This window comes from Mesorhizobium sp. M7A.F.Ca.AU.001.01.1.1 (genome assembly GCF_004022735.1).
In the GTDB taxonomy this organism is placed as follows: Bacteria; Pseudomonadota; Alphaproteobacteria; order Rhizobiales; family Rhizobiaceae; genus Mesorhizobium; species Mesorhizobium ciceri.
Genome location: NZ_RZPF01000139.1, coordinates 1 through 11,015, shown reverse-complemented (window position 1 = coordinate 11,015; position 11,015 = coordinate 1). Strand labels below are relative to the sequence as shown.

At 63.7% G+C, this 11,015-nt stretch carries 11 protein-coding genes and 1 pseudogene; 10 read left to right on the top strand and 2 right to left on the bottom strand.

Translation table 11 applies throughout. From position 1 onward, the window contains the following. The 5 genes from EN884_RS11285 to EN884_RS11265 form a co-directional block, all read left to right on the top strand. On the top strand, positions 1-1,056 hold a 1,056-nt coding region (locus EN884_RS11285; RefSeq protein WP_128360558.1), incomplete at its 5' end, for an ABC transporter substrate-binding protein. Positions 1,057-1,122: 66 nt separating this feature from the next. Then, positions 1,123-1,860, top strand: coding sequence for an ATP-binding cassette domain-containing protein (locus EN884_RS11280; RefSeq protein WP_013533018.1), 738 nt, complete (start codon positions 1,123-1,125; stop codon positions 1,858-1,860). After that, complete coding sequence (locus EN884_RS11275; protein WP_063167545.1) at positions 1,853-2,611, top strand: ATP-binding cassette domain-containing protein; 759 nt, start codon at positions 1,853-1,855, stop codon at positions 2,609-2,611. The genes EN884_RS11280 and EN884_RS11275 overlap by 8 nt, the downstream gene beginning before the upstream one ends. Next, positions 2,608-3,558, top strand: a complete 951-nt coding sequence (locus tag EN884_RS11270) for an ABC transporter permease (protein WP_027163923.1) — start codon at positions 2,608-2,610, stop codon at positions 3,556-3,558. The genes EN884_RS11275 and EN884_RS11270 overlap by 4 nt, the downstream gene beginning before the upstream one ends. A 1-nt stretch (position 3,559) precedes the next feature. Then, on the top strand, positions 3,560-4,531 hold the full coding sequence (locus tag EN884_RS11265) for an ABC transporter permease (protein WP_013533021.1): 972 nt from the start codon (positions 3,560-3,562) through the stop codon (positions 4,529-4,531). Positions 4,532-4,540: 9 nt separating this feature from the next. Here the strand turns inward: EN884_RS11265 and EN884_RS11260 are convergent, their stop codons facing one another. Next, positions 4,541-5,380, bottom strand: coding sequence for an amidohydrolase (locus tag EN884_RS11260; protein ID WP_128360557.1), 840 nt, complete (start codon positions 5,378-5,380; stop codon positions 4,541-4,543). 65 nt (positions 5,381-5,445) lie between these two features. Then, positions 5,446-6,231 carry an IclR family transcriptional regulator gene (locus tag EN884_RS11255; RefSeq protein WP_013533023.1) on the bottom strand — a complete coding sequence of 262 codons (786 nt, stop codon included), beginning with the start codon at positions 6,229-6,231 and terminating at the stop codon, positions 5,446-5,448. Positions 6,232-6,400: 169 nt separating this feature from the next. Between EN884_RS11255 and EN884_RS11250 the strand changes: the two genes are divergently transcribed. The 5 genes and pseudogenes from EN884_RS11250 to EN884_RS11230 form a co-directional block, all read left to right on the top strand. Next, positions 6,401-7,720 carry a sugar ABC transporter substrate-binding protein gene (locus EN884_RS11250; protein WP_063167543.1) on the top strand — a complete coding sequence of 440 codons (1,320 nt, stop codon included), beginning with the start codon at positions 6,401-6,403 and terminating at the stop codon, positions 7,718-7,720. A gap of 135 nt (positions 7,721-7,855) precedes the next feature. Further along, on the top strand, positions 7,856-8,752 hold the full coding sequence (locus EN884_RS11245) for a sugar ABC transporter permease (protein ID WP_013533025.1): 897 nt from the start codon (positions 7,856-7,858) through the stop codon (positions 8,750-8,752). Positions 8,753-8,754: 2 nt separating this feature from the next. Then, on the top strand, positions 8,755-9,621 hold the full coding sequence (locus EN884_RS11240) for a carbohydrate ABC transporter permease (protein ID WP_013533026.1): 867 nt from the start codon (positions 8,755-8,757) through the stop codon (positions 9,619-9,621). Positions 9,622-9,625: 4 nt separating this feature from the next. Continuing rightward, positions 9,626-10,723, top strand: a complete 1,098-nt coding sequence (gene ugpC / locus EN884_RS11235) for a sn-glycerol-3-phosphate ABC transporter ATP-binding protein UgpC (RefSeq protein WP_063167542.1) — start codon at positions 9,626-9,628, stop codon at positions 10,721-10,723. 5 nt (positions 10,724-10,728) lie between these two features. Further along, positions 10,729-11,015: pseudogene (locus EN884_RS11230) on the top strand (mandelate racemase/muconate lactonizing enzyme family protein); the annotation flags it as partial.

Below are 11,015 nucleotides of genomic sequence, written 5' to 3'. Positions count from 1 at the left end.
CCGCAGAAGGTGCTGCCTTCGGCCTGGGACAATTTCACAGCGCCGCCGAAACCGTGGAAATGGTGCCACTCGGAATCCTACCAGGGCAATCCGTGGCGGGTCACGGTGACCAAGGAATTGAAGCGTCTCGTCGACGGGCTGATCGCCGACGGAACGGTGTCCAGCTTCGAGGTGTCTGATTCCAACAATGACGCCAGCCAGCAGATCAACCAGATCCGCGCCTTCATCGACAAGAAGTGCTCGATCATCACCTCGATCCCGGGCTCGGCGACGGCACTCGATGATGCGATCGACGCTGCCGCCAAAGCCGGCATTCCGTTCATCACCGCTGCCGGTTCGGTGACCAGCCCGAACGCCATCAATGTCGATTCCAACTATGCGCGCTGGGGCTACGACATGATGGCGGCGATCGGCAAGGCGCAGCCGGACGGCGCCAGCATCCTTCTGGTCGAAGGCATCGCCGGACACCCGATCGTGGTGCAGGAGCGCCAGGGCGCGGACAAGGCGCTGACTGAAAATCCGAAGCTGAAGATCTCGCGCAATGTCAATGGCAACTGGACAGCCAACGTCACCAAGACCGTGGTGCTGCAGGCGATCGCCACCAACCCGGCGCCGATCGATGCAGTGTGGACGACAGGCAGCGAAAGCCGCGTCGTCGCCGAAGCCTTCGCAGAAGCCGGCCGGCCCGCACCATTGATCACCGGCTCGATCACCGGCGATGCGCTGGGCTACTGGAAGGCCAACCCCGACAAGTACCGCTTCGAAGGCCATGCGGTGCTGCCGCATTGGACCGCGCAGACGCTGTTCCGCGTCGGCGAGCGCATGCTCGACGGGCAGAAGCCGAAGCTGAACACGCTGCTGATCCCGATCCCGCCTGTCCACACCGCCGATCTCGGTGCCTGGTACAAGGACTGCATGACGACGGACGCCGTGTCTATCTTCCCGATCCCGCCGAAAGATCCGATGCCGGAGGAATGGCTCGACGCCTATTTCTCGAACCCGGCGCCAACCAAGGGCTGGGACTATTCGAAGGTGCCCGATGCCTGTGCAAAGTGACGCCTGCTAATCTCTCAACAGGCCGGCTCCTTTCGGGGAGCCGGCCTGCCAGCATCGAAATGCGACATGCTTGAAGTCAAAACCATATCCAAACGCTATGGCGAGACGATCGCGCTCGCGGACGCATCGATCGCGTTTCGGGCGGGAACCATCCACACCATCCTGGGCGAGAACGGTTCGGGCAAGAGCACGATGGTCAAGCTGTTGTCCGGCATCGTCCAGCCGGACAGCGGCGCGATCCTCCTGCACGGCAAGCCGTTCTCGGGCGCCAACCCCTCGGCCTTCCAGGCGCAAGGCTTCGCCACGGTGTTCCAGGAGGTGCTGATCGCGCCGGATCGCAGCGTGACCGACAACATCCTGCTCGGCCTCGACGGGCTGGTCCGGCGCGCTGTGCCCCGCAACGAGCGCCGTGACCGGGCGAAAGCTGCGCTTAAGCGCTTCGCGGTCACCGACGTCCCTCTCGACATGCCAGCCGGCCTGCTGCCGCTCGCCGCGCAGCAATTGGTCGTCCTTGCTCGCGCGATCGTGCGCAACCCAAAGATCCTGATCCTCGACGAGGTCACCGCCGCGCTCGACTTCGCCGATCGCGAATCCGTTTTTTCGTTGATGCGTGCGCTTGCCGGCGAGGGCTGCCTGATCCTGTTCATCACCCACCGCATGGACGAGGTGATGTCGCTTTCGGATCGCATCTCGATCCTGCGGGGCGGCAGCGTGGTGCGCACCGAAGAGCGCGGCGCTTCGACGCCGGCTGAGCTTCTCAAGACAATGGCGCCACGTACCGCCGCGGAGCTTGCGCATGGCTGATCGCACCGCTCTCGATTTTGGTGGTCTTGCCGTTCGCGAACTCGTCATCGCGCCCGGCGCCAGCCCGATCACGCAGGCAATCGCTCCGGGTGAGATCGTCGGGCTTGCCGGCCTCGATGGTCATGGCCAGGAGCTGTTTCTCAAGATGCTTGCTGGCCTGGAACCGCCGCATGGCGGCTCGATCGAGCTCGGTGCATCGGATGCGTCCCGTAAGATCACCGGGTTTCGCAAGGCTGTCGCCAGCGGCATCGCCTATTTGCCGCGCGACCGACGCGCCAACGGCATTTTCCCGACGCAGTCGGTGCTCGACAACTTCGCCGTTTCGACTCTGTCGCGCGACACACGGCTCGGCCTGATCAGCCCGGCGGCGCGCAAGGCGCGCTACGACATCTACCGCGAAAAACTGTCAATCGCCGCACCCCGGCCCGATGCCACGATCACCACTTTGTCGGGCGGCAACCAGCAGAAGGTGCTGCTGGCGCGGGCCTTGGCGCTGGAGCCCGCGATCCTGCTCCTCAACGATCCGACGCGTGGCGTCGACGTGGCGACGCGGCATGTTCTCTACGACGTGTTTCGCGGGCTGGCGGCCGACGGCATGGGGCTCGTCATCCTGTCCAGCGAAATCGAGGAGATTCTTCTCCTGTGCCAGCGCGTGCTGGTGTTCCGTGAGAATGAAGTCGCGGCCGAGATCGCCGGCAACGCCCTCACCACCGACGGCGTGATATCAGCCATGTTCGGACGTGCGGCATGAGCCCTGTTGCGCGCCTCCTGTCCCTTGGGCGAAATTTCGGCTTCGCCGTCGTGCTGCTGGTCGTGCTGCTTGCGGTCAATCTCATCCTCAGCCCGGGACGATTCCAGCCGGGTTCCTGGGGGGCGCTGGTCGGATTGGCGGCGCCCTTGATCGGTGCTGCCATCGCCTCCACGCCTGTCATCCTCGCCGGGCGTGGCGGAATCGACATCTCGGTTGGGCCATTGATGGGCTTTGTCAACGCTTTGACGATCCAGGTGCTGTTCCTCGGCACCGGCATCTCGTCGCCCTTGGTGCTCGTTCCGGCGGCGTTGCTCGTCGGCGCGCTGGTGGGCGCGGCGAACGGCTTCCTGGCGACAATCGTGCGCATTCAGCCGATCGTCGCCACGCTCGGCACCTATCTGATCCTGACCGGCGTGACGCTGACAATCCTGCCGGCGCCGATCGGCCCAGCGCCGGCCTGGCTTAAGGCGCTGTCCGGCCCGCTGTCGATGCTGCCGCTGGCACTGATGTTCATTGCCTGGTGGCTGGTGCGGCGCACACCATACTACGACCAGCTTATGGCGGTCGGCAGCGACGACCGCGCCGCCTACACCGCCGGTGTCGATGTCACGCGCGTGCGCTTCATCGCCTATGTCATGACCGGCATCCTCGGCGGATGCGCCGGGCTGATGCTGACCGCGCTGATCGGCTCCGCCGACCCCAACATAGGGCCGACCTACACGCTGATCGCCATCGCCGCCGTAGCGCTCGGCGGCGTCAGCCTGGCCGGCGGCCGTGGTGGCGTGGCGGGTGCCGCCATCGGCGCCATCGACATCTTCCTGCTGCAGAGCGTGCTGACGACGTTCAACGTCTCGACCTTCGTGCTGCAGATCGCCTACGGCGCGATCCTGGTGCTGGCGGTGATGCTGACAGCGCTGCAGGAACGTCTTGCCATGGGGAGACGCTGACATGGTTTTGCGCCAAAACCTCTTCGCGACAACCAACGCCCGTGTCGTCGGCGCCTTCTGCGTCGCCGCCCTTCTGCACCTTGCCGGCACAATTCTCATTCCCGGCTACTCGGCGCCGTTTGCGATACGGGCCATGCTGGTGCTCGCCTCGCTGCTCGCCGTGGCCTCGATTGGCCAGACGCTGGTCGTCATCATGGGCGGCATTGACCTTTCGATCCCCTTCGTCATCGGCTTTGCCAATGTCGTGGCTGCGCAGCTTTATGGCGATGGCTGGAACTTTTTTCTCGTCTGCGGCCTGGTCGGCGCGCTGGCGCTCGTCATCGGCGGGCTGAACGGGCTGATCTCGCGCAGCCTCGACATCCAGCCGCTCATCGTCACGCTCGGCATCGGCATGGTCGTGCAAGGGCTGGTGCTGCTGTGGACAGCCGGCTTCCCGTCAGGCTCCGCGCCACAAGCGGTTTCCAGCTTCGTCTCGATCGGCGGATCGGCCGGCCCGCTGCCGGTGCCGTGGCTGGTGCCGAGCCTGGTCGTGCTGGCGGCGCTGGTCGTGCTGGTGCTGGAGCGGACGCCCTATGGCCGCCGGCTCTATGCGTTGGGCAGCAATCCGGGAGCGGCGCCGCTGGCGCTGATCGACCCGGTTCGCATGTGGGTCATCACCTATGCAGCAAGCGCCTTCTTCGCCGCTGTCGCGGGCGTGCTGCTGCTCGGCTTCACCGGCTCGGCCTATGGCGATGTCGGCCAGCCCTATCTGTTCCAGACCATCGCAGCGGTCGTCGTCGGCGGCGCAGCACTGGTCGGCGGCCGGGGCAGCTATCTCGGCACGATCGCCGGCGTGCTGGTGCTGACCGAGATCAACACGCTGCTCATCGGCCTCGGCTTCCAGCCCGCGGCAGTGCAGGCCGCGCTCGGCTTCGTCATCGTGCTGCTGGTTTCGCTCTATGGCCGCGAACGGCACGTCTCGGCAACCATCTGAAAGGACCTGTCAGTCGAGCCGCCACAGCTTGCGGGCATTGCCGGACAACAGCCTGTCGCGCTCGGCAATGCTGCAGCCCGAGAGCAATGCATGGGTCGCCGCCACCCAGGTCGACAGGCCGCCGCCTAGCGTGCAGACCGGCCAGTCGCTGCCCCAGACGACGCGGTCCCAGCCGAATGAATTGATGGTGTGCTCGACGTACGGCCGCAACGTCTCGACCGTCCAGCTGCCGGCATCGGCATAGGCGACGACACCGGAAATCTTGGCCATGACATTCGGGCGCCGGGCGATCTCGCTCATATGCTCGCGCCATGGATGTTCCCTGTTGCCCTTGATGTCGGGCACGCCGCAATGGTCGAGGACGAACGTCACATCGGGTGCCAGGTCGGCAAGCACGATAGCCTTGGGAATCTGGTGCGGCAGCACGACGAGATCGAAGGTCAGGCCGGTGCCGCCAAGCCGCTTGATGCTGTCGCGGAACACCGCACCTTCCGAGAGCTCGTCGGGCGCGACATGAAGGACGCGGCGAAAGCCCTTTACGAACGGGTTTGCCCGCTGCCGTTCGAGATAGGCCGCGAAGTCTCCTTCCTCAGGACGGCAGGACGCGATCACCCCGGCAGCATGCTGGCCGGGCTGCCGTGACAGTCCTTCCACACGAGCCGTCTCGGCTTCGATGTCGGCCGGATCGACATCGACCTCCATATGCAGCACGCGCTCGACGCCGACACGCTGCGCCTCCGTCGCGTAGTCTTCATAAGAGAAATCGCGGTTGAGCGCCGGCACGCCGGCGAGCCAGGGATAGCGCAGGGCCGAGCGATCGATGAGGTGAAGATGGGTGTCGATGATCATGGCGAGGCTCCTCCCTCTGGCTTTTCAAATCATCTCACGAGAGAATTCTTCATTCAAATAAGAATTCACACCGATGAGCCGACTGCTGATCCAGCAAGGTGCGACAGCTTTTCACACGTTGCCAGCAACAGTTCGATTGTCCTGGTGATATCGGGTGCGGAAGGCGCGTTGACCACCGTGATGTAGGGAATCGACAGCGCGGCGATCGCCTTGCCGTCGGAACTGCGCACCGGGGCCGACAGGTTGAAGACGCCGGCTGTCTGCATCGAAGCCATCATCTCGTAGCCACGGTCGCGGATCTGGTCGAGACGGGTGAAGAACTCGCTCGATTGTGCCGTCTTGTCGGTGCTGCGGACGTGTTCGGAAATCATCATCTGGCGCTCTTCCGGTGAGCGGAAGGCGAGCAGCACATGTCCCGAGCCAGTATCGAATAGACTGATATGGGAGCCGACCCGGATCGATATGCCCCAGTAGTTCGGTGCTTCCTGCTGACCGATGACGACGGCAGAACCACGATCAAAAACAACGAGTTGGTTGGCCTGCTGCGATGTCTCGGCAAGCTCACGCATCAGCGGCGTCGCATAGGAGACCAGCCGCCGTACCGGCGCGTGCAGCTGTGCCAGGCCGAACAGCTTGAGCGTCAGCGAATAGCGGTCGCCGTCGAGGCGCGTGACGTAGCCACGCCGCACCAGCCGGTCCAGCATGCGATAGAATTCGTTGGGACTGCGGTCGAGTTTCTTGGCGATTTCGGCCTGGGTCAGGCCACCGTCGACGCCCGCCAGCAGTTCAAGGATATCGAGCCCCTTGTCGAGCGCCGGTGCGCGATAGCGCTCGTCTTCGCTGTCGTCCATGGGCTCATCCTCCAGTGAATTTCGCCCGTCATATACGCAGGAACGTGCGCGGCGGAAACAAATTTCGCCTTGACGTGTCTATGAATGTTTTGTTTGTATATGAATGTAGCACTTCTTGTCATCAGACGAGTTGCGGTCGCCGGCCAAGGCGCACCCAGGGAGGATACCAATGAACAGACTGCTTTCCGGCGTCTCCGCCGGTGCATTGTTGCTTGCATTTGGTGCAGGCGCAGCCCTTGCCGGCGACCTGCCCGGCAAGTTCGAAGGCGTGACCGTCGACGTGAAGCTGATCGGCGGCCAGCAATATGAAAAGCTCTACGAACGGATCCCGGAATGGGAGAAGGCGACTGGCGCCAAGGTCAACATCCTGACCAAGAAGAACGGCTTCGATATCGACAAGGAGCTCAAGTCCGACATCGCCTCGGGCAGCACCAACTGGTGCGTCGGCTGGAACCATTCCTCCTTCGCGCCGCAATATACCGGCCTCTACACCGACCTCAGCAAGTTGCTGCCGAAGGAAGAGATCGACGCCTTCGTGCCGTCGACCATCAAGTCGGCTACCATCGACGGCAAGCTGGAGATGCTGCCGCGCGCGCAGTTCGACGTTTCGGCGCTCTACTACCAGAAGAGCCTGTACGAGAACGCCGACAACAAGACCAAGTTCAAGGCGAAATACGGCTATGATCTGGTGCCGCCGGACACCTGGAAGGAAGTCACCGACCAGGCCGAGTTCTTCGCCAACCCGCCCAATTTCTACGGCACCCAGTTCGCCGGCAAGGAAGAGGCGATCAACGGCCGCTTCTACGAGATGGTCGTCGCCGAGGGCGGCGAATATCTCGACAAGGACGGCAAGCCGGTCTTCAACTCCGAGGCCGGCATCCGGGCGCTCGACTGGTTCGTCAACCTCTACAAGGCCAAGGCCGTGCCGGCCGGCACCACCAACTATCTCTGGGACGATCTCGGCCAAGGCTTTGCGTCCGGCACTGTCGCCATCAACCTGGATTGGCCGGGCTGGGCCGGCTTCTTCAACGATCCGAAGTCGTCGAAGGTCGCCGGCAATGTCGGCGTCAAAGTCGCGCCGAAGGGTTCGTCCGGCAAGCGCACCGGCTGGTCCGGCTTCCATGGCTTCTCGGTGACCGAGAACTGCCCGAACAAGGAGGCCGCGGCTTCCCTGGTTTGGTGGCTGACCAACGAGGACAGCCAGAAGCTCGAGGCCGCCGCCGGTCCGCTGCCGACCCGCACCGCGGTCTGGGACTGGGACCTGAAGCAGGCCGAAAACGATCCTTACAAGAAGGAGGTTCTTACCGCTTTCCAGGAAGAGGCCAAGCACGCCTTCGCCGTGCCGCAGACGCCTGAATGGATCGAGATCTCGAACGCCGTCTATCCCGAGCTGCAGGCGGCGATCCTCGGCGACAAGACCTCGAAGCAGGCACTGGATGAAGCCGCCGCCAAGGCGACACAAATCCTCCAGGACGCCGGCAAGCTCTAGCAACGGCTCCCAGGGCTGCCTCCCCCATCAGCAATGGGGGAGGCGATCGCGTTGCGCGGGATGCCAGCGGTTTACGCTAACCCTTCGCGCCCAGCCAACGCACCGCCGTCCAAATACAAACACTCAAGGATTCTGATGAAGGGCTTCAAGCCATCCGCGCCATTCCTGCTGCTGCTTCCGGCCATGATCGTGCTGGCGGCGGTGGTGGTGGTGCCGCTGCTTCTGTCGCTCTATTCGAGCTTCACCCCGTTCCGCCTGACGCGGCCCGAAACGTTCTACGTCTTCATCGGCATCCGGAACTATCTTTCGATCCTGTCCAACACCGACTTCTGGTGGGCCTTCGGCCGCACGGTTCTGCTGCTGACCATCGCGCTCAATCTCGAAATGCTGCTCGGGCTCGGCCTCGCCATGCTGGTCGAGAAGGCGACGCGCGGCCAGCGCATCCTGCGCACGCTGATGATGTTTCCGATGATGTTCTCGCCGATCCTGGTCGGCTTCCAATTCAAGTTCATGTTCAACGACAATATCGGCCTGGTGAACAATGCGCTGCAGTCGCTCGGCATCACGCGAGACGCCATACCGTGGCTGATCGAGGGCCATCTCGCCTTCATCGCCATCTCGATCGCCGAGATCTGGTCGTCGACGGCGATCTTCGCCATCCTGATCCTCGCCGGCCTGCTCGCCATGCCCAAGGAGCCGATCGAGGCGGCGCGGGTCGACGGCTGCACGCCGTGGCAGACATTCCGCTATGTGACGTGGCCATTCGTCATGCCCTTCGCCTACATCGCCATGACCATCCGTTCGCTCGACGTGGCGCGCGCCTATGACATCGTCAAGATCATGACCGATGGCGGACCGGCTGGCCGCACCGAACTGCTATGGACCTTGGTGGCCCGCACCGCCTACAGCGACGGGCGCATGGGCATGGCCAACGCCATGGCCTATTTTTCGATCCTGCTGTCGATCGCCTTCACCGTCTACTTCTTCAACAAGCTCGCCGCGGCGCGCACGCAGATCGGTGCGGAGTGGTGAAGATGGACGAGAATTCTTCCGCCCGCCTGAAGCGCCGGCTGCTCGGCATCATCTATCGCATCGGCCTGTTCCTGGCGATGCTGACCATCTGCCTGCCGGGCCTGTGGATCGTGCTGTCGTCGCTGCGGCCGACGGTCGAGATCATGGCAAAGCCACCGGTGTGGATCCCACAGGAGATTTCGTTCGACGCCTATGTCGCGATGTTCTCAGGCATCGGCAAGGGCGGCATCCCGGTGATTGAATATTTCCGCAACTCGCTGATCATCTCGGTGACCTCGACGGTGATTGCGGTGGCCATCGGCATGGCAGGCGGCTATGCGTTCGCCCGCTATCGTTTTCGCGGTAAATCGAGCGTCTTCCTCGGCCTGATGCTGACGCGCACCGTGCCGGGCATCGCGCTCTCGCTGCCGCTGTTCTTCCTCTATGTGCGGCTCGGCATCATCGACACCCATTTCGGGCTGATCCTCGCCTATGTCGCGCTCAACGTGCCGTTCACCATCTGGCTGATCGACGGCTTCTTCCGCCAGGTGCCCAAGGACCTCGCGGAAGCAGCGCAGATCGATGGCTGCACCCGCTGGCAGGCGTTCTGGCAGGTCGAGTTTCCGCTCGCCGGACCGGGCATTGCGTCGGCCGCGATCTTCGCCTTCCTGACCTGCTGGAACGAGTTCGCGCTGGCCTCGCAGCTGACCCGCTCGGTGAGCGCCAAGACGCTGCCGGTCGGCCTGCTCGACTACACGGCCGAGTTCACCATCGATTGGCGCGGCATGTGCGCGCTGGCCGTGGTGATGATCATCCCGGCGCTCACCCTCACCTACATAGTCCAGAAACACCTTGTCGGCGGCCTGACCTCCGGCGCGGTGAAAGGCTGATCCCATGGCAACCGTTACCCTCACCAAGCTGACCAAGCGCTACGGCACTATTGGGATCGTGCACGGCATCGATCTCGACATTGCCGACCGCGAGTTCATTGCGCTGGTCGGCCCGTCCGGCTGCGGCAAGTCGACGACGCTGCGCATGATCGCCGGGCTGGAGGAAATCAGCGCCGGCTCGATCGAGATCGGCGGACGCATCGTCAACGATTTGCCGCCACGCTCGCGCAACATCTCGATGGTGTTCCAATCCTATGCGCTCTATCCGCACATGACGGTGCGCGAGAATCTCGGCTTCTCCCTGAAGATCGCCGGCGCCGCCAAAGAAGACATGGACCGCCGCGTCGCCGAGGCCTCGGCCATCCTCGGCCTCGACACGTTGCTCGACCGCCGCCCGTCGCAACTGTCCGGCGGTCAGCGCCAGCGCGTCGCGATGGGCCGCGCCATCGTGCGCGACCCCGATGTGTTTCTGTTCGACGAACCGCTTTCCAATCTCGACGCCAAATTGCGCACGCAGATGCGCACCGAGATCAAGAAGCTGCATGCCAAGGTGCAGTCGACAGTGATCTACGTCACCCACGACCAGGTCGAGGCGATGACGCTTGCCGATCGCATCGTCATCATGCGCGACGGTCATATCGAACAGGTCGGCACGCCCGACGAGGTGTTCCGGCGGCCCGCGACGCGCTTCGTCGCCGGCTTCATTGGCTCACCGCCGATGAATCTGCACGAGGCGACGATCGATGACGGCCAGATGGTTTTCGCCAGCGGCGAAAGGCTGCCGCTGCCCGCTCAGTTCAAGGCCAATGTCACGACCGGCGACAAGGTGGTGTTCGGGCTGCGGCCGGACGACATCTACCCGACCGGCCATGGCATCAGTTCCGGTGGCGCGGCCGATGTCCACCAGATCGAGCTGCCGATCACGGTCACCGAACCGCTCGGCAACGAGACGCTGGTGTTCGTTGAATTCAACGGCACGGACTGGGTGTCGCGCATGCTGAACCCGAGGCCACTGCGGCCGGGCGAGCGGGTCGCCATGAGCCTCGACATGTCGCAGGCGCATCTGTTTGCCACTGAGACCGGAAAGACACTGCGGAGCTGATCGGCATGGCCAGAATCGAGAAAGTCGACCTTTGCATGGTGGACCTTGTGCCCAAGGTCAAGCGCACCGACGCGATCCAGAGCTTCGTCAGTCAGGAAACGCCGATCGTCACGATCACCGATTCCGACGGTGCGGTCGGCACCGGTTACAGCTACACGATCGGCACCGGCGGTTCGTCGGTGATGCGGCTGCTCTCGGACCATCTGGTGCCGCGCCTGATCGGCCGCGATCCCGACATGATCGAGGCGATCTGGCACGATCTCGAATTCGCCACCCATGCCACGACCATCGG

Excerpts from the sequence above, each read along its gene's own strand:
- EN884_RS11240 (WP_013533026.1), top strand. The coding sequence starts at position 8,755 with ATGGACGAGAATTCTTCCGCCCGCCTGAAGCGCCGGCTGCTCGGCATC.
- EN884_RS11255 (WP_013533023.1), bottom strand. The coding sequence starts at position 6,231 with ATGGACGACAGCGAAGACGAGCGCTATCGCGCACCGGCGCTCGACAAG.
- EN884_RS11245 (WP_013533025.1), top strand. The coding sequence starts at position 7,856 with ATGAAGGGCTTCAAGCCATCCGCGCCATTCCTGCTGCTGCTTCCGGCC.
- EN884_RS11275 (WP_063167545.1), top strand. The coding sequence starts at position 1,853 with ATGGCTGATCGCACCGCTCTCGATTTTGGTGGTCTTGCCGTTCGCGAA.
- EN884_RS11260 (WP_128360557.1), bottom strand. The coding sequence starts at position 5,380 with ATGATCATCGACACCCATCTTCACCTCATCGATCGCTCGGCCCTGCGC.
- EN884_RS11265 (WP_013533021.1), top strand. The coding sequence starts at position 3,560 with ATGGTTTTGCGCCAAAACCTCTTCGCGACAACCAACGCCCGTGTCGTC.
- EN884_RS11250 (WP_063167543.1), top strand. The coding sequence starts at position 6,401 with ATGAACAGACTGCTTTCCGGCGTCTCCGCCGGTGCATTGTTGCTTGCA.
- ugpC (WP_063167542.1), top strand. The coding sequence starts at position 9,626 with ATGGCAACCGTTACCCTCACCAAGCTGACCAAGCGCTACGGCACTATT.
- EN884_RS11270 (WP_027163923.1), top strand. The coding sequence starts at position 2,608 with ATGAGCCCTGTTGCGCGCCTCCTGTCCCTTGGGCGAAATTTCGGCTTC.
- EN884_RS11280 (WP_013533018.1), top strand. The coding sequence starts at position 1,123 with ATGCTTGAAGTCAAAACCATATCCAAACGCTATGGCGAGACGATCGCG.